17 protein-coding genes are annotated in these 16624 nt (G+C 66.9%); 6 read left to right on the forward strand and 11 right to left on the reverse strand.

Annotated elements, in window-relative coordinates; all coding sequences use genetic code 11:
* Position 1: 1 nt before the first annotated feature.
* Both BMX43_RS16750 and gshB read left to right on the forward strand, forming a co-directional pair.
* A complete protein-coding gene (locus BMX43_RS16750) occupies positions 2–364 on the forward strand; it encodes a YraN family protein (RefSeq protein ID WP_425431812.1) in 363 nt (120 codons plus the stop codon).
* 53 nt (positions 365–417) lie between these two features.
* A complete protein-coding gene (gene gshB / locus BMX43_RS16755; protein WP_091303312.1) occupies positions 418–1362 on the forward strand; it encodes a glutathione synthase in 945 nt (314 codons plus the stop codon).
* Here the strand turns inward: gshB and BMX43_RS16760 are convergent.
* From BMX43_RS16760 to cobU, 4 genes are all read right to left on the reverse strand, one after another.
* A complete protein-coding gene (locus BMX43_RS16760) occupies positions 1337–2860 on the reverse strand; it encodes a YifB family Mg chelatase-like AAA ATPase (RefSeq protein ID WP_091303313.1) in 1524 nt (507 codons plus the stop codon). The genes gshB and BMX43_RS16760 overlap by 26 nt on opposite strands.
* A gap of 44 nt (positions 2861–2904) precedes the next feature.
* The gene (locus BMX43_RS16765; protein WP_091303372.1) at positions 2905–3777 is read right to left on the reverse strand and encodes a glutathione S-transferase; all 873 of its coding nucleotides are present in this window, start codon (positions 3775–3777) and stop codon (positions 2905–2907) included.
* Positions 3778–3849: 72 nt separating this feature from the next.
* Positions 3850–4407, reverse strand: coding sequence for a histidine phosphatase family protein (locus BMX43_RS16770; protein ID WP_091303314.1), 558 nt, complete (start codon positions 4405–4407; stop codon positions 3850–3852).
* Positions 4404–4907, reverse strand: a complete 504-nt coding sequence (gene cobU / locus BMX43_RS16775; RefSeq protein WP_091303315.1) for a bifunctional adenosylcobinamide kinase/adenosylcobinamide-phosphate guanylyltransferase — start codon at positions 4905–4907, stop codon at positions 4404–4406. Before cobU ends, BMX43_RS16770 begins: the two co-directional genes overlap by 4 nt.
* A gap of 107 nt (positions 4908–5014) precedes the next feature.
* On the opposite strand from cobU, the gene BMX43_RS16780 reads away from it, so the two are divergent.
* Both BMX43_RS16780 and coaBC read left to right on the forward strand, forming a co-directional pair.
* Complete coding sequence (locus tag BMX43_RS16780) at positions 5015–5890, forward strand: RNA polymerase factor sigma-32 (protein ID WP_091303316.1); 876 nt, start codon at positions 5015–5017, stop codon at positions 5888–5890.
* Positions 5891–6070: 180 nt separating this feature from the next.
* Positions 6071–7264 (forward strand): bifunctional phosphopantothenoylcysteine decarboxylase/phosphopantothenate--cysteine ligase CoaBC, encoded by a 1194-nt coding sequence (coaBC, locus tag BMX43_RS16785; protein ID WP_091303373.1) that lies wholly within the window; start codon positions 6071–6073, stop codon positions 7262–7264.
* On the opposite strand, the gene BMX43_RS16790 is transcribed toward coaBC, so the two are convergent.
* Positions 7265–8038, reverse strand: a complete 774-nt coding sequence (locus BMX43_RS16790; protein ID WP_245749518.1) for a protein-disulfide reductase DsbD domain-containing protein — start codon at positions 8036–8038, stop codon at positions 7265–7267.
* Positions 8039–8214: 176 nt separating this feature from the next.
* On the opposite strand from BMX43_RS16790, the gene BMX43_RS16795 reads away from it, so the two are divergent.
* Positions 8215–8769, forward strand: coding sequence for a YqgE/AlgH family protein (locus BMX43_RS16795; protein WP_091303317.1), 555 nt, complete (start codon positions 8215–8217; stop codon positions 8767–8769).
* Between the two features lie 9 nt (positions 8770–8778).
* Here BMX43_RS16795 and BMX43_RS16800 read toward each other — a convergent pair whose 3' ends face one another.
* Both BMX43_RS16800 and BMX43_RS16805 read right to left on the reverse strand, forming a co-directional pair.
* A complete protein-coding gene (locus tag BMX43_RS16800) occupies positions 8779–9840 on the reverse strand; it encodes a quinone-dependent dihydroorotate dehydrogenase (protein WP_091303318.1) in 1062 nt (353 codons plus the stop codon).
* Entirely contained in the window at positions 9837–10175 is a 339-nt protein-coding gene (locus BMX43_RS16805) for a DUF952 domain-containing protein (protein ID WP_091303319.1), read from the reverse strand. The genes BMX43_RS16800 and BMX43_RS16805 overlap by 4 nt, the downstream gene beginning before the upstream one ends.
* Before the next feature lie 160 nt (positions 10176–10335).
* Here BMX43_RS16805 and BMX43_RS16810 point away from each other — a divergent pair, with 160 nt between their 5' ends.
* Positions 10336–11934 (forward strand): bifunctional metallophosphatase/5'-nucleotidase, encoded by a 1599-nt coding sequence (locus tag BMX43_RS16810; protein ID WP_091303320.1) that lies wholly within the window; start codon positions 10336–10338, stop codon positions 11932–11934.
* Between the two features lie 252 nt (positions 11935–12186).
* On the opposite strand, the gene BMX43_RS16815 is transcribed toward BMX43_RS16810, so the two are convergent.
* From BMX43_RS16815 to BMX43_RS16830, 4 genes are all read right to left on the reverse strand, one after another.
* The gene (locus BMX43_RS16815) at positions 12187–13581 is read right to left on the reverse strand and encodes a glutamine synthetase family protein (protein WP_091303321.1); all 1395 of its coding nucleotides are present in this window, start codon (positions 13579–13581) and stop codon (positions 12187–12189) included.
* A 1-nt stretch (position 13582) separates the two neighbouring features.
* On the reverse strand, positions 13583–14953 hold the full coding sequence (locus BMX43_RS16820; protein ID WP_091303322.1) for an aspartate aminotransferase family protein: 1371 nt from the start codon (positions 14951–14953) through the stop codon (positions 13583–13585).
* A 156-nt stretch (positions 14954–15109) separates the two neighbouring features.
* Positions 15110–15883, reverse strand: coding sequence for an ABC transporter permease (locus tag BMX43_RS16825; protein ID WP_091303323.1), 774 nt, complete (start codon positions 15881–15883; stop codon positions 15110–15112).
* The gene (locus BMX43_RS16830; protein WP_091303324.1) at positions 15880–16623 is read right to left on the reverse strand and encodes an ABC transporter permease; all 744 of its coding nucleotides are present in this window, start codon (positions 16621–16623) and stop codon (positions 15880–15882) included. Before BMX43_RS16830 ends, BMX43_RS16825 begins: the two co-directional genes overlap by 4 nt.
* Between the last annotated feature and the right edge of the window lies 1 nt (position 16624).

Consider the following 16624-nt stretch of genomic DNA (forward strand, 5'->3'; position numbering starts at 1 on the left):
GATGCGTCAGATCCGGGGAAAGATGGCCCACCATGCCGGGCAGGCCGCCGAGGGCGCGGTGGAGCGGCTGTATGAACGGGGCGGGCGGCAGATCGCGGCGCGGCGCTGGCGGGGCCATGCCGGTGAGATCGACCTGATTGCGCGGGACGGGGCCGAAGTGATCTTCATCGAGGTGAAGCAAAGCGCCACCCATGCGCAGGCGGCGGAACATCTGGGGCCGCGGCAGAGGGCGCGGATCTGTTCGGCGGCGGCAGAGTTTCTGGCCGGGGAGCCGCTGGGGCAGTTGACCGAGGCGCGGTTCGATGTGGCGCTGGTGGATGGGCAGGGGCGGATCGAGATTCTCGAAAACGCCTTCGCGGCCTGATTGCATCGGGCCGGGCGCTCGGGCATTGAGGGGGCAAAGCAGGAGGAATTCCCATGCGCCTCAAGGTGGCCTTGCAGATGGACCCGATCGGGTCGGTGAATATCAATGCGGACAGCACGTTCCGCATCGCGCTGGAAGCACAGGCGCGGGGGCATGAGCTGTTCTTCTACACGCCCGACAAGCTGGCCTTCGTGGAAGGGCGGGTGATCGCGCGTGGTTTTCCGATCGAGCTGCGGCGCGAGATTGGCAATCATGTGACCTATGGCGCCGAGACCGAGGTCGATCTGGCCGATTTCGATGTGGTCTGGTTGCGGCAGGATCCGCCGTTTGACATGGGCTATATCACCACGACCCATCTGCTGGAGCTGATCCATCCGGGCACGCTGGTGGTGAATGATCCGTTCTGGGTGCGCAATTACCCGGAAAAGCTTCTGGTGCTGCGCTTCCCGCAGTTGACGCCGCCCACGGCGATTGCCCGCGATCTGCAGACGATCCGCGAGTTCAAGGCGCGGCATGGCGACATCATCCTCAAGCCGCTTTATGGCAATGGCGGGGCCGGGGTGTTCCGGCTGGACCCGAACGACCGCAATCTGGCCTCGCTGCACGAGATGTTCACCGGCATGAGCCGCGAGCCGATGATCGTGCAGAAATTCCTGCCCGATGTGGCCAAGGGCGACAAGCGGGTGATTCTGGTGGACGGCGAACCTGTGGGGGCGATCAACCGGGTGCCGCAGGCGGGCGAGACGCGGTCCAACATGCATGTCGGCGGGCGGCCCGAGAAGATCGGGTTGACCGACCGGGATCTGGAGATCTGTGCGACGATCGGGCCGGTGTTGCGCGAAAAGGGGCAGGTTTTCGTCGGCATCGACGTGATCGGTGACTGGCTGACCGAGATCAACGTGACCTCGCCCACCGGGATTCAGGAGTTGGAGCGGTTTGACGGCACCAATACCGCCGCGCGGATCTGGGAGGTCATCGAGGCGAAGCGCGCTCGCTGAGCGTCAGGCGATAGCTGACCGCCTCGGCGATATGGGGCGCGCGGACGTCGGCGCTGCCCGCCAGATCGGCAATGGTGCGGGCGACGCGCAAGACGCGGTGATAGCCGCGGGCCGACAGGCCGAAGCGTTCGGCGACGCGGCTGATCAGGGCGCGGCCTTCGGCATCGGGGGTGGCGATCTCGTCCAGCACCCGGCCCTCGGCATCGGCGTTGACGCGCAGGCCGGGGGTGGTGGCGAATCGCTGTTGCTGGATCTGGCGGGCGCGCAGCACACGGGCGGCGATGGTGGCGGATGTGTCGCCCGCGGCGGGCAGATCGAGGTCGGTATAGGCGACCGGGGGCACATCGACGCGCAGGTCGAAGCGATCCATCAGCGGGCCGGAGATGCGACCGAGGTAGTCTTCACCACAGAGCGGCACCTTGGCGCAGGCGCGGGACGGATCGGTCATATAGCCGCATTTGCAGGGATTGGCGGCGGCGACCAGCAGGAAGCGGCAGGGGTAGCGGATATGCGCATTGGCGCGGGCCACCACCACCTCGCCGGATTCGATGGGCTGGCGCAGGGTTTCCAGCACGGCGCGGGGAAATTCGGGGAATTCATCCATGAACAGCACGCCGTTATGGGCGAGGCTGATCTCGCCGGGCTTGGCCCCTTTGCCGCCGCCGACAATGGCGGCCATCGACGCAGTGTGATGTGGTTCTCGGAACGGGCGTTCGCGCGAGATGCCGCCTTCGGACAACAGGCCCGCCAGCGAGTGAATCATCGAGGTTTCAAGGGCTTCCGGCGCGGAAAGCGGCGGCAGGATACCGGGCAGGCGGGCGGCCAGCATGGATTTGCCGGAACCGGGCGTGCCGATCATCAGCATATGATGGCGCCCGGCAGCGGCGATTTCCAGTGCGCGTTTGGCGCGTTCCTGGCCTTTCACCTCGCGCAGGTCACGGGTCAGCGGCGGGCGCGACACCTCACCCGCCTCGGCCGGGGTGATCGGGGCCTGGCCGGTATAATGGCGCACCACCTGATCGAGCGATTCCGCGCCCAGCACCTGCGTCGCGCCGACCCAGGCCGCCTCGGCCCCGCAGGCGCGGGGGCAGAGCAGCGCCCGGTCGGCCTCGGCAGCGGCCATGGCGGCGGGCAGGGCGCCAATCACCGCGATCAGGCGGCCATCCAGCGACAGTTCCCCGAGCGCCACGGTGGCCTCCACCTCGTCCTTAGGAATGATGTCGAGCGCGGCGAGCAGGGCCAGCGCGATGGGCAGATCGAAATGTGAGCCCTCTTTCGGCAGATCGGCGGGCGAGAGGTTGACGGTGATCCGCTTCGACGGCAGCGCGATCGACATCGCGGCGAGGGCGGCGCGCACCCGTTCCTTCGCCTCGGACACCGCCTTGTCGGGCAGGCCCACCACGGCGAAGGCGGGCAGGCCTGCGGCGACGGCGCATTGCACCTCGACCATGCGGGCCTCGACCCCTTCAAACGCCACCGTATAGGCCCGCGCGACCATCCCCGCCCCCGTTTACCTTGCTTAACGGGTAACGGGGGAATGGTTTACGATTGGTAAAGAGCGACGAATTTCGGCCAGGCCTCGGGGTCTGCCACCGTCTTGTCGCGGCAGAAGGCATTGCAGAAGCCGAAGCGGCGGCCTGCAAGCTCCAGAACATGGGTGACGGGCTTGCCAGAATAGGGACAGGCGGTGTTTTCGGCCTGCGTGCCGTCCACCGCGCGGGCGGGCAGGGGCGTGGGGCCGGGCCAGGGGCGTTGCGGATAATCGCGGCGGTAGAATTCCTGATCGGCACCGTCGATCAGGCCCATGGCGCGCCAGCGGCGGAACGAAGGATGGGCAAGATGCGCCGCGACATAGGCCTGCGCCGCCGGACCCACGGGCAGGTTATAGCCCGCAATCCGCGCGGCGACCGGGGCAAAGAACACATCGGCGGCGGAATAGGCGCCGCAAAGCCAGTCGCCCGCAGCGCCGGTTTGCACGCGCGCCCAATCCCAGATCACCTGAAGGCGGGCCAGATCGGCCAGAACCTCGGGCGGGGGCGCGCAATCGGCATAGCTGACGCGCAGGTTCATCGGGCAGTAATTGCGCAGCGCGGAAAAGCCCGCGTGCATCTCGGCCGCCAGCACCCGGGCCACGGCGCGGGCTTTCGGATCGGCGGGCCAGATCCTGGCTTCGGGGTGGCGCGAGGCGAGTTCTTCGGCGATGGCGAGGCTTTCGGGCACCACCACCCCGTCGGGCGTGCGCATGGTGGGGGCGGTTTTCGCCGGGTGGAAGTCTTTGAGAAGGTTCGGCAGTTCGTCTGTATACAGCCGCGCCGTCAGCGTGCGCACGGGGATGCCGAAGGCATCGAACAGCAGCCAGCCGCGCAGCGACCAACTGGAATAGCCACGGTCCCCGATTACCAGATCATAGGTCATCACCATCTCCATTTTGGCCCAGCCTAGCGGCGCGGGGGCTGTGGGGGAAACGCCGATTTGTCAGGCGATCCATCACGGAATGTGATTGATCCGCAGCGCCTGCCATCCGTCGGTGAAGCGAAGTTCGGTAAGCGACAGCGGCTCGATCTTGTGGGCGAAGACGGTCTGCACATCGCAGCCAAGGGCGCGTTGCAGGCTGGCGAGGATCGGGCCGAAATGGCAGACGACAATGGCGCGCGGCGGCAGGGCGTCCAGCGTGTGCTGCACCCGCGCGGCCATGGCGTTCCAGCTTTCGCCGCCGGGGGCCTGCACTTCGCCCGCGTCCTCCCAGAAGGCGCGGATCAGGGCGGGGGTTTCGGCCTCCACCTCGGCATAGGGGCGGGATTCCCAGGCGCCGAAGTGGAGTTCGCGCAGGCGGGGGTCATGCGGCAGGCGCGGGCGGGGGCCTTGCAGCGCGTCGGCGGTGGCGCGGGCACGGTGGAGGTCGGACGAGATCACCGGCACATCGGGCAGCGCGGCAGACAGCCGGGCGAGTGCTGCGGTATCCGACAGATCGGCGGCGCGGTCGGTCCAGCCGATCATTTCCTTCGCATGGGTCGGGCCGTGGCGGACCAGCCAGAGGTGCCTCATGGCAGGGTGCCCTTCAGCACCAGCGGCAGACCGGCGATCACCGTGACCACCAGCCCTGCGCTGGCGGCGAGGCGCTGATTCAGCCGCCCCTGCGCATCGCGGAACCGCCGCGCCAGCGCGTTTTCCGGCACGATGGACCAGCCGAGTTCGTTGGTCACCACCACCACCGGCGCGGCACAGGCCAGCAGCGCGGCCTCCAAGGCGGCGGCCTCGGCCTCCAGATCCGCTTCGGCCAGCATGCGGTTGGTCAGCCAGAGCGTGGCGCAATCCAGCAGCACGGCATGGCCTGCGGGCACGGCGGCCAGGGCGGCGCACAGGTCATGCGGCGCCTCGACCGTCTGCCAGCCGGGGCCGCGATCCACCTGATGCGCGGCGATGCGGGCGCGCATTTCGCCGTCCCAAGCCTCGGCCGTGGCGATGTAGAGGCGGGGCAGGGCGCTGGCGCTGACCAGCCCCTCCGCAAAACGTGACTTGCCGGACCGGGCGCCGCCGATCACCATCGAAAGCTGCGGCAGGGATTTATCTTTTGGCAGTGATCCGATCACGTCGCAGCCTCGTATTCCAGTCAAACGTACCACACCAACGCAAGCAGCGAACGGGGGTCTTCATGGCGCTGGATGGATATACCGACCAAAAGATGTCGCGCCAAGCGATGAAGGCCGAATTGCTGGATGCCGAAACCGAGGCGCGGCTGGCCTATGCCTGGCGTGACCAGCGCGACGAGGCGGCGCTGCACCGGCTGATCACCGCCTATATGCGGCTGGCAATCTCCATGGCGTCGAAGTTCCGGCGCTACGGCGCGCCGATGAATGACCTGATTCAAGAGGCGAGCCTTGGCTTGATGAAGGCCGCCGACAAGTTCGACCCCGATCGCGGCGTGCGGTTTTCGACCTATGCGGTGTGGTGGATCAAGGCGAGCATCCAGGATTATGTGATGCGCAACTGGTCGATGGTGCGGACGGGATCGACCAGCAGCCAGAAGGCCCTGTTCTTCAACATGCGCCGGGTGCAGGCCAAGCTGGAACGCGAGGCGGGCGAGCGGGGCGAGGTGCTGGACCAATACCAGATCCACGAACGCATCGCGCAGGATCTGGGTGTGCCGCTGGCCGATGTGCTGATGATGGAGGGGCGGCTATCGGGGTCTGATTTCTCGTTGAATGCCACGCAAAGCAGCGAGGACGAGGGGCGCGAATGGATCGACGCGCTGGAAGATGACAGCGCGCAGCCCAGCGAGGTGGTCGAGGGGCAGCATGACACCGCCCATCTGCGCGGCTGGCTGGTGCAAGCCATGGGGGCGCTGAGCCCGCGCGAACGCTATATCGTGACCGAACGCAAGCTGCGTGGCGAGGGGCGGACGCTGGAAAGTCTGGGTGAGGAACTCGGCCTGTCGAAAGAGCGCATCCGGCAATTGGAGGCGGCGGCTTTCGCCAAACTGCGCCGCAATCTGGAGGCAGAAGCGCCGGAGATCCGGCATTTCCTTTGACCGGGGCGCCAGCGGTGCTGGTGTTTGAGTATTTGGACCAGGGTGAGGGGGCAAGGGCGGCTCTTGTGCTTTCACCCTGGCAAAAATACTCATCTTCTGTCTGTCACGGGCGCGCGGTCGGGTATGGTTGAGTTTCCTTTGCCCGGCCTCTACACCTTTGCCAAAGGCAAGGGGGGCGCCATGCTGGCAGGGAAACGGGTTCTTCTGATCATCGGCGGCGGCATCGCGGCCTATAAGGCGCTGGATCTGATCCGCCGCTTGCGCGAGCGCGGGGCGGCGGTGACGCCGGTGATGACGCGGGCGGCGGGCGAATTTGTCACGCCTCTGTCGGTCAGCGCTCTGGCGGGGGAGGCGGTGCATACGGATCTGTTCGATCTGACCGCCGAGGCGGAGATGGGGCATATCCAGCTATCTCGCGTGGCGGATCTGATCGTGGTGGCGCCAGCGACCGCCGATCTGATGGCGAAGATGGCGCAGGGGCGGGCGGATGATCTGGCCTCGACCCTGCTTTTGGCCACCGATACGCGGGTGCTGCTGGCCCCGGCGATGAATGTGCGGATGTGGCAGCACCCGGCGACGCAGCGTAATCTGGCGCAGCTGCGGGCGGATGGCGGGCTGTTTGTCGGCCCGAATGACGGCGAGATGGCCTGCGGCGAGTTCGGTCCGGGGCGGATGGCGGAACCGCTGGAGATCGTGGCGGCGGTGGAGGCGGCGCTGGCGACGGGGCCGCTGGCAGGGCGGCATGTGCTGGTGACCTCCGGCCCGACGCATGAGCCGATCGACCCGGTGCGCTATATCGCCAACCGATCCTCGGGCGCGCAGGGCACGGCGCTGGCGGCGGCGCTGCGCGATCTGGGGGCCAACGTGACCTTTGTCACCGGCCCGGCTTCGGTGCCGCCGCCTGCGGGGGTGCGGGTGGTGAAGGTGGAAACCGCGCGCGAGATGCTGGCGGCGGTGGAGGCGGCCCTGCCCGCCGATGCGGCGGTGTTTGCCGCCGCCGTGGCCGATTGGCGGGTGGAAAATGCCGCCGGGCAGAAGATGAAGAAAGACGGATCAGGCCAGGCCCCGGCGCTGGAATTTGCGGAAAACCCCGACATTCTGGCGACGATTTCGCGGATGGGGCAGGGGCGGCCACAACTTGTGGTGGGCTTTGCAGCGGAAACCGAGACGGTGACCGCCCATGCCACCGCCAAACGCGCCCGCAAGGGCTGTGACTGGATCGTGGCGAATGATGTCAGCCCGGCGACCGGCATCATGGGCGGGGCGGAAAACGCGGTGACGCTGATTACCGGCGCAGGGGCCGAAGACTGGCCGCGCATGGCCAAGGACGAAGTGGCGCGGCGGCTGGCGGCGCGGATCGCGGCGGCGCTGTGATCACTCCACCGGGCAGCCGGTGGTCTCCATCGCATGGCCCTCGGCCAGCACGGTGAGGCGCAGTTGTGTGGGGTCGAGCTGGTAGCTGGCCCCCGGCGGCGGCACGAAATCGGCGACGGCGGTCAGGGCATTGCCCGCCCGCGTCACCTCGGCATCCGAGACCCAGACCGGGGTTTCCGGCTCCATCACCACGGTTTCGGGGCCGGTGGCGGGGGGCAAGGCGAGGCGGGCGGTGACGCGCAGCCCGTCTTCGATTTCCTCGACCTTGCAGGTCACCTCGGACAGACCGGCCTCGGCGGCAGAAAGCGGGGTTTCGGCCAGCGCGGTTTCGATCATCGGATCGGGGGCGCCGGTCTGGGACAGGGTGGCTGACAGCGCAAGGCTGGCGGGCATGCAGATGTCGTTGCACACACCCAGCAGCACGGCGGCGTTCAGCAAGACGGGTTGCGCCGGATCGGCGGGGGTAATCTCGACCGGCAGCACCACGTCCTGCCGATAGCCGATGGTCTTCATCCCCTGGAAATCAAAGACTTCCGGGCTGGGCCAATGCACCTTCACCGATCCGAGGTTTTGCGAGCCCGCCCAATCGAATTCCGGCGGGATACCCGCATCGCCCGGCGCGCGCCAATAGGTTTTCCAATGCGGCGCCAGATGCAGATGCAGCGCCGCCATTTGCCGCCCATCCGCCATGCGCCAGCCGGGCCGCAGTTCGGCCTGCAGCACATCAGCTTGCGAGGCCGGAGTTTGCGAGACCGGGCCGGTCTGGGCATGCAACGGGGCTGCGAGCAGCAGCGGGAGGAGGGCGTGTCGGATCATGCGCTGAAAATAGGGGCTGGCGCGGAAATGCGAAATCACATTCCGGAGAAGCCGCGCCGGGGCCGTGATGTGTGGCGCGGTTGCCCTTGTCGCCCGCGACCGGCGGGGCCATATTTGAGGGGAAGGAGTGCAAGATGGACCTCACCGGCTCGATCCTCATTTCCATGCCCGGCATGGGCGATCCGCGATTTGAGCGGAGCGTGATCCTGATCTGCGCCCATACGCCCGAGGGGGCGATGGGGCTGGTTGTGAACAAACCTTCGCATGATATTGATTTTGCAGGTCTTCTGGATCATCTGGAGATTCCGCGCGCCCCGAAGGGCCGCGATATTCGCGTGCATTTCGGTGGCCCGGTGGAGCGCGGGCGCGGCTTTGTGCTGCATTCGCGCGACTATGAGGCGAAGGGCGGCACGATGGAGGTGGCGGGCGGCTATGGCATGACCGCCACGTTGGACATCTTGCAGGCGCTGGCGCAGGGCGATGGCCCGCGCGAGGCGCTGCTGGCGCTGGGCTATGCTGGTTGGGGGCCGGGGCAGTTGGAGAGCGAGATTGCGCGCAATGACTGGCTCACCGCGACTCCGGCACCGGAACTGATCTTCAACGCCGATGATGGCGGGAAATGGAGTGCGGCGCTGCGCGGGATGGGGATCGACCCGATCAGCCTTTCTTCAAGCGCGGGAAGGGCTTGAAGCCCGATCTTAAAGCCAGCGGTCGCGCCCGGTGCCCACGGCATCGCTGATGCGGGCAAACCCTTCGCGGGCGGCAATCGCTTCCAACCCTTCCGCTACGCGGGCGGCGAGCGACAGGCCCTCATAGACCAGCGCAGTATAGATCTGCACGGCCGTCGCCCCGGCGCGGATCTTTTCCCAGGCCTGTTCGGGCGAGGAGATGCCGCCGACGCCGATCAAGGGCAGCTTTCCGTCGGTCAGCTGCGACAGGCGGGCCAAGACGCGCGTGGACTTTTCGAACAATGGCGCGCCAGAAAGGCCGCCAGTTTCGCCCTTGCTTGCAGATTTCAAACCTTCGCGCGAAAGCGTGGTGTTGGTGGCGATCACGCCCGAAATGCCGGAGGCCAGCGCGACCTCGGCCACGTCGGCCAGATCAGCCTCGGTCAGATCGGGGGCGATCTTCAGGAACACTGGCAGTTGATGCGGCAAACCGGCCCGCACCTCCATCACCCCGGCCAGCAGCGCGGCCAAGGCGGCGCGGCCCTGCAAATCGCGCAGCTTTTCGGTATTGGGCGAGCTGACATTGACGGTCGCAAAGTCGATATGCGGACCGCAAGTGGCCAGAACGGCAGCGAAATCGGCGGCGCGATCCGCCGAATCCTTGTTGGCGCCAAGGTTCAGGCCCACCGGCACCGCCCCCTTGGGCCGCAGCGCCAGCCGCGCGGAAATCGCGCAGGCGCCTTCGTTGTTGAAGCCGAAGCGGTTGATCGCGGCGCGGTCTTCGGTCAGGCGGAACAGGCGGGGCTTGGGGTTGCCGGGCTGCGGGCGCGGCGTGGCCGCCCCCACCTCCAGAAACCCGAAGCCCGACCGCATCAGCGGCGCCAGCGCCACGGCGTTCTTGTCATAGCCCGCCGCCAGCCCCACCGGATTGGGCAGCACCATCCCGGCCAGATCGGTGCGCAGCCGGTCGGAGGTCACCACCCCCGGCAGCGGCACAAACCCGGCGCGCAGCGCCGCCAGCGACAGACCATGCGCCCGCTCGGGGTCGCAGCGATGCAGGGCCCAGAGGCCCAGAGACTCGGTCAGGCTCAAATCACGCCCTCGGGGAAGATGTGGCCGGTGGCGCCGAGCGGGAGGGACTTGTCCCAGACCACATCCGACAGGCGCAGGCGGCGGTAAAGATGGGGAAACAGCGCGCCCCCGCGCGAGGGTTCCCATTTCAGATCGGGGCCCAGCTGTTCGGCCCGCACGGCAACCAGCACGAGATCGCTTTCGGTGGCGAAATGTTTCGCCACGGTTTCAACCACTTGCACCGAGGTTGAAAAATGGATGTAACCATCCTGCAGATCAATCGGCGCGCCTGCGGTCTCACCGGCGGCGCGGAACGCATCCCATTCGGGGCGGCGGAGGATCTTGTAGATCAGCATGGGGCCTTCCTGCACCTTGTGCGGCGTCTGGTCAATGCCCGCAAGCAGCGGGCGGAAATCTGCGCGTCTTCACCCTTTACGTCACGACAGGTGGCGCAAGCTTTGACTCGCATCGAGGCCCGGCGCAGTCTGGCTGGATCAACCAACAAGGGAGTATTCCATGCTCGCACGTTTTTTGCAGTCGGCTGCCGTCATCGCATTGAGCGCCGGGGCGGCGCAGGCGGAGTTCACGCTGAACATTCTGCACGTCAATGATTTCCATTCTCGTATCGAAGCGATCAACAAGTTCGACAGCACCTGCACCGCCGAGGATGCGGCGGAAAATGGCTGTTTCGGCGGGGTGGGGCGGCTGAAGACCAAGATCGACGCGCTGCGCGGCGAGATCACGGCGGCGGGCGGCCATGTGATCGTGCTGGATGCGGGCGACCAGTCGCAGGGCAGCCTGATGTATACGACCTACAAGGGCGTCGCCGAGGCGGAGTTCATGCAGGCCATCGGCTTTGACGCCATGGCGGTGGGCAACCACGAATTCGACAACGGGCCAGAGGGGCTGGCGACCTTTCTGGACACCGTCAGCTTCCCGATCCTGTCGGGCAATATCGACGTGAGCCAGAACACCCTGTTGAAAGACCGGGTGAAAAACCATGTCGTGCTTGAGGTGGGCGGCGAGAAGATCGGCATCGTCTCGGTGCTGGCCACCGATACGCCCGAAACCTCCAGCCCCGGGCCGACGGTGATCTTTCAGGATGACATCGACAGCCTGAAGGCCGATGTGGCGGTGCTGGAGGCCGAGGGCGTGACCAAGATCATCGCGCTGACCCATGTCGGCTACAAGCGCGATCTGGAGCTGGCGGCGGCGGTGCCGGGGCTGGATATGGTGGTGGGCGGGCATAGCCACACCTACCTGTCGGCCACCGACCCGGATCGCGACGGCCCCTATCCAACTTGGGTGGACCGGGCGGATGGCAGCATGGTGCCGGTGGTGCAAGCCTATGCCTATTCCAAATATCTGGGCCATGCCGAGGTGACCTTCGATGATGCGGGCAAGCTGATCTATGCCGGGGGCAACACGATCCTGCTGGATGGCAGCGTGACGCCGGATGCGGGGCTGGAGGCGAAGGTCAAGGAACTGGCCGGCCCGATTGACGGGTTGCGCGCCCAGGTGGTGGCGGAAAGTGCCGCCCCGATTGACGGCAGCCGCGACAGTTGCCGCGCGATGGAGTGCCAGATGGGAAATCTGGTGACTGATGCCATGCTGGACCGCGTGAAAGATCAAGGGGTTACCATCGCCATCACCAATGGCGGCGGCTTGCGCGCCTCGATCGACGGCGGGCCGGTGACCATGGGCGAGGTGCTGACGGTGCTGCCGTTCCAGAACACGCTGTCCACCTTCACCGTCACCGGGGCGCAGATCGTGGCGGGGCTGGAAAACGGTGTGAGCCAGATCGAGGAAGGCGCTGGCCGCTTCCCGCAAGTGTCTGGTCTGAAATACACTTTTGACGCCAAGGCCGCGCCAGGCAGCCGGATTTCCGAGGTGCTGGTGGCCGAAGGCGACAGCTTCGTGCCGATCGACCCGGCGAAGGACTATCTGGCGGTGTCCAACAACTATGTCCGTCGCGGGGGGGATGGCTACAAGATGTTCATCGACGCCAAGGAGGCCTATGATTTCGGCCCCGATCTGGCGGATGTGACCGCCGCCTACCTCGCCGCCCACGCGCCCTACACGCCCTATACCGACGGGCGGATCACCGCGAAGTGAGCAATCGCGGCGCGGGGGCAGCCTCGCGCCGCAACCCGTTGAGAACGCAGGTTTAACCTGCTGCTTTCCGCGAAAATGACCCGGCACCCTCTGTACACCCCCGGTGCCGCAACCGGGCCGCAGCGGTGCTGCGCTTTTCGCGCCGCCCGCCCGTTAACCAAAGGGCGCGACTCAGCCCTTCATCCTGGCAAAAATACTCCGGGGGAGTCGCCGCAGGCGACGGGGGCAGCGCCCCCGCCGACCTGTCCGCCGTCACACGGTGTGCAGATAGAGGTCGAAATCCACCTCGGATACGGTGCGCGCCACGCGGGCATATTCTGCCGCCTTGATCGCGGTGAAGGTGCGGTGCATGTCTTCGCCCAGCGCGTCTTTCAGGAACTCCGACGCTTTCGCGGCGTCGATGGCGGACCGCCAATCGACCGGGATCGGCGGGGCGTCCTGCGCCTCGGCATAGCCGTTGCCGGTGGTTTCGGGGCCGGGGTCCATCCGTTCGGCGAGGCCCTTGCGGATGCCAGCCAGCACGGTGGCGGCGACCAGATAGGGGTTCGCGTCCACCCCGGCGGGGCGGTGTTCGATCCGCCGCGCGCGGATGTCGCCCGCCGGGATGCGCAGCGCGACGGAACGGTTGTTCACCCCCCAGGTCGGGCTGACCGGCGCGTAGCTCTGGCTGGCAAAGCGGCGCCAGCTGTTGGCATGGGGGGCAAAGACCAGCATGGATTCGCCCATGGTGGCGCGCAGCCCGCCCAGTGCGTGCAGGATCGTGTCGGACCACAGGCCTTCGGTGTCTTCGATGAACACGTTGCGGCCCGCATCGTCTTGCAGCGAGACGTGGAAGTGCATCCCCGAACCGGCGTAATTCTCGTTCGGCTTGGCCATGAAACAGGCGGTCACGCCATGGGCGCGGGCCTGCGCCCGCACGATGCGTTTCAGGCGCATCAGATCGTCGGCGGCCTGCATGACGTTTTCGCGGTAATGCAGCGTCAGCTCATACTGGCCGGGGGCGTATTCGGAGATCATCGTTTCGGCGGTGATGCCCGCCTTGGCGGCCCCGGCATAGATGTCGGAGAACAGCGGCAGCATCCCGTGCAGGTGATCGACGGAATAGACCTCGGTCTTGGACGAGGGGCGCCCGTCCAGCACGTCGCGCGCCGGGATCATCTTGCCGTTCGCGTCACGCTCATTGGCCAGCAGGAAGAATTCCAACTCGAACGCGCCCGCCGGGTGCAACCCCTCGGCGGCCATGGCATCGACCTGCCGTTGCAGCGCATGGCGCGGGTCGGAACCCATCTTTTCGCCGTCGAGTGTATACATCGACATGAACACCTCGCCGCGCGGCGGCTGGGTGTTGTGCAGCGGCTTCAGCGTGCCGGGGATCGGCCAGGCGCGCAGGTCGCCATCGCCCTGATCCCAGATCAGCCCGGTTTCATGCACATCCTCGCCGCAGATATCCAGCCCGAGGATGGAAATCGGCAGATGCCGCCCGCCCTTGTAGAAGCTGAGCAGCTCGTGACGGCGGATGATCTTGCCGCGCCCGATGCCATTGGCATCATGCAGGATGATGTCGAAAGCCTCGATTTCGGGATGGGCGGCGAGGAAGTCTTCGGCCTCGGCCACGGTGGAGCCGGAGGGGCTGTGTGTCTGGGTCATGTTATTGGAACAGTTCTGTAAGAATGTCGTCAAAGGCGGCGATCAGGCGGTCGATCTGGCGTTTCTTGGTGGCGGGGCTGACCAGCATCATGTTGTGGAACGGCGCGATCAGGCAGCCGCGGTTCAGCAGGGCGGTGTGAAGCGCGGCCTCGATTTCGGGCTGGTGGGCGGTGGCGGCCTCCGTGCCGTTCTTCAGCGGGCCGGGGGCGCAGATGAATTCCACCCGCGCGCCGACGCGCACCACATGCCAGGGGGCGCGGTGTTTCTCGATCACCTTGCGCAGGCCGGTGGACAGGCGCTCGGCGCCCTTTTCCATATGGGCATAGGCCTTGGCGGTCATCACCTCGGCCAGATTGGCCTTGAGGCAGGCAAATTGCAGCGGGTTGGCCGAGAGGGTGGTGCCCATGCCGGAATGGCCGGCAGGGCGGGCCTCATTATAGGCGGCAAAGCGGGCGGCCACTTCGGCGCGCATCCCCCAGACGGCGGTGGGCAGGCCGCCCGCCACGCATTTGCCCACCACGAACATGTCGGGGCTGAGCGAGTGGACGGAGGTATAGCCGCCGAGGCCGGAGGAGATGGTATGCGTCTCGTCGATGATCAGCAGGGCGCCGTGGCGGCGGGTGAGGGTGCGCAACCCGTCATGGAAGCCCGCTTCGGGCAGGACCATGCAGGAATTGGTCATCACCGGCTCGGTCAGCACGGCGGCGATTTCGCCGGTCAGCAAGGCGGCCTCGACGGCGGCCAGATCGTTGAATTCGACGCAGGTGGCGGTGTGTGACAGGTCGGTGATCTGGCCGACAAGGCCCTGGCGGTTGGCGGTCTTGCCGCCCTGCAGTTCCACCATCGTGTCATCCAGCGTGCCATGGTAGCAGCCGTTGAACACCAGAACCTTGGGCCGCCCGGTGACGGCGCGGGCGACGCGCAGGGCAAAGCGGTTGGCATCGGTGGCGGTGGTGGCGATCTGCCATTTGAAGGCGCCGAAGCGTTCGGTCAGCAGGGCCGCGGCGGCCAGCGCGTCTTCGGTGGGCAGCATATAGGTCAGCCCGCGCCCGGCCTGTTTGCGGATCGCCTTTGCCACGGGGGCGGGCGAATGGCCGAACATCGAGCCGGTATCGCCGAGGCAGAAATCGTCGATCCCGAAGCCGTCCAGATCCTCGATCCGGGCGCCTTTGGCCTTGGTCACCAGCATGGGGAAGGGCATCGGCCAATCCTTCATCCAGTGCATCGGCACACCGTCAAGGAAATGGGCGCTGCCTTTCTGCAAGGCGGCCTGCGTCTGCGGGCGGGCGGTGGCAAAGCGTTTCGCCTCGCGCTGGGCGAGGGTGGCTAGGCGGTCGCGGCGGATGCCGGCAAGCAGCGAGCGGTCGGTCATGGGGCACCTCTGGGGGGTCTGCCCGCTTATCGCCGGTAATTTGATCAAATTCAAGCGGCAAGATGGCCGCGCGTGATCCGGGATGAGCCTGGGAAAGCGGCACTGCTTTCACCCTGGCAAAAATACTCAATCCTCACGCGCCACTTGCGCGCCGGGTCAGGCAGCGCGCGACGGGATTCGACGTTCCAGCGCGCGGAACAGCAGCACGATCAGGCCTGTGATCGCCATATAGACCACGGCCAGCAGCAGCAGCGGTTCATAGGTGATGAAGGTGTCCTGCCGCACCCGGCTGGCGACGGCATAGATGTCTACCACGGTGATGGTGGCCACCAGCGGCGTGGCTTTCAGTTGCAGCACGGTTTCGCCGCCCAGCGTGGGCAGGGCGCGCTGCACGGCTTGCGGCAGCCAGATGCGGCGCAGGAGGGTCAGGCGGGGCATCCCCATGGCGCGGGCGGCCTCCAACTGGCCATGGGCGACGCCGCGAAAGGCGCCGCGCATCACCTCGCCCTCGTATCCGGCGAAGCTGAGCGTCAGGGCGAGCAGGGCATAGGGCCAGGCTTGCCGCAGGATCGGCCAAAGCTCGCTGTGGCGGATCCACGGGATTTGCGGGAACAGCGAGCCCAAGCCGTAATAGAGCAGCCAGAGTTGCAGCAGCAGCGGTGTGCCGCGGATCACGGTGCAGAAGGCGCGGGCGGGCCAGGCCAGCCACCATGGCCCCGCCGCCTGCGCCAAGCCCAGCGGGATGGCCAGCGCCATGCCAAGCGTGACGGAGGCCAGCAGAATCCAGATCGTGCGCCAGAGGCCAAGGGGGGCGAGGCCGAGGTAATCGGGCAGCCAGTCCCAGCGCAGGGTCAGGGCGCACCACGCCACCAGCGCCAGCGCGACGGCGGCCATGACGAGGCGGTGGGGCTGCCAGAACGCGCGGTTCATCCCCGCACCCCGCGTTGGCCGCGCCGGGCCCAGCGTTCCAGTCGCGCGAAGATCCAGCCGGAACCGATGGAAAGCACAAGGTAAAGGGCGCCTGCCGCCATGAAGAAGGTGAAATAGGCCTTGGTCGTGCCCGCTGCCTGCCGGGTTTCCTGTGTCAGCTCGCCAAAGCCCACCACGGCGAGCAGCGCGGTGTCCTTGGTGGCGATCAGCCAGAGGTTGGCGAGGCCGGGCAGCGCCGCGGACAGCATCAGCGGCAGGGTGATGCGGCGGGCCAGCAAAGCGGGGGGCATCCCCATGGCGCGCGCCGCCTCGATCTGGCCCGCGGGGACAGAGAGGATGGCGCCGCGCAACACCTCGGTCGCATAGGCGCCCTGCACCACGCCCAGAACGGCGATCCCGGCGGCGAGGCCGGAAATCTGGATACGGTCAAACCCGAAGCCGATCAGCAGGCGGTTCACGCTGTCGGTGACGGCGTAGTAGAGGATCAGGATCAGCACCAGTTCCGGCACCGCCCGGACCACGGTGGTATAGATCGCCAGCAGGTCGCGGGTGACCGGGCCGCCATAGAGTTTGCCAAAGGCCCCGGCCACGCCGATCAGCGACCCCAGCCCGAAGGCGCCAAAGGCGATGATGATCGAATTCATCAAGCCGCGCAGCAGATTCGCCCCCCAACCGGGAGGCGAATATTGCAAAAGGTCAAGCGAGGAGGCCGCCAGCGCGGCCCCGGCCAATGCCGACACG

This window comes from Gemmobacter aquatilis (genome assembly GCF_900110025.1).
GTDB lineage: Bacteria > Pseudomonadota > Alphaproteobacteria > Rhodobacterales > Rhodobacteraceae > Gemmobacter > Gemmobacter aquatilis.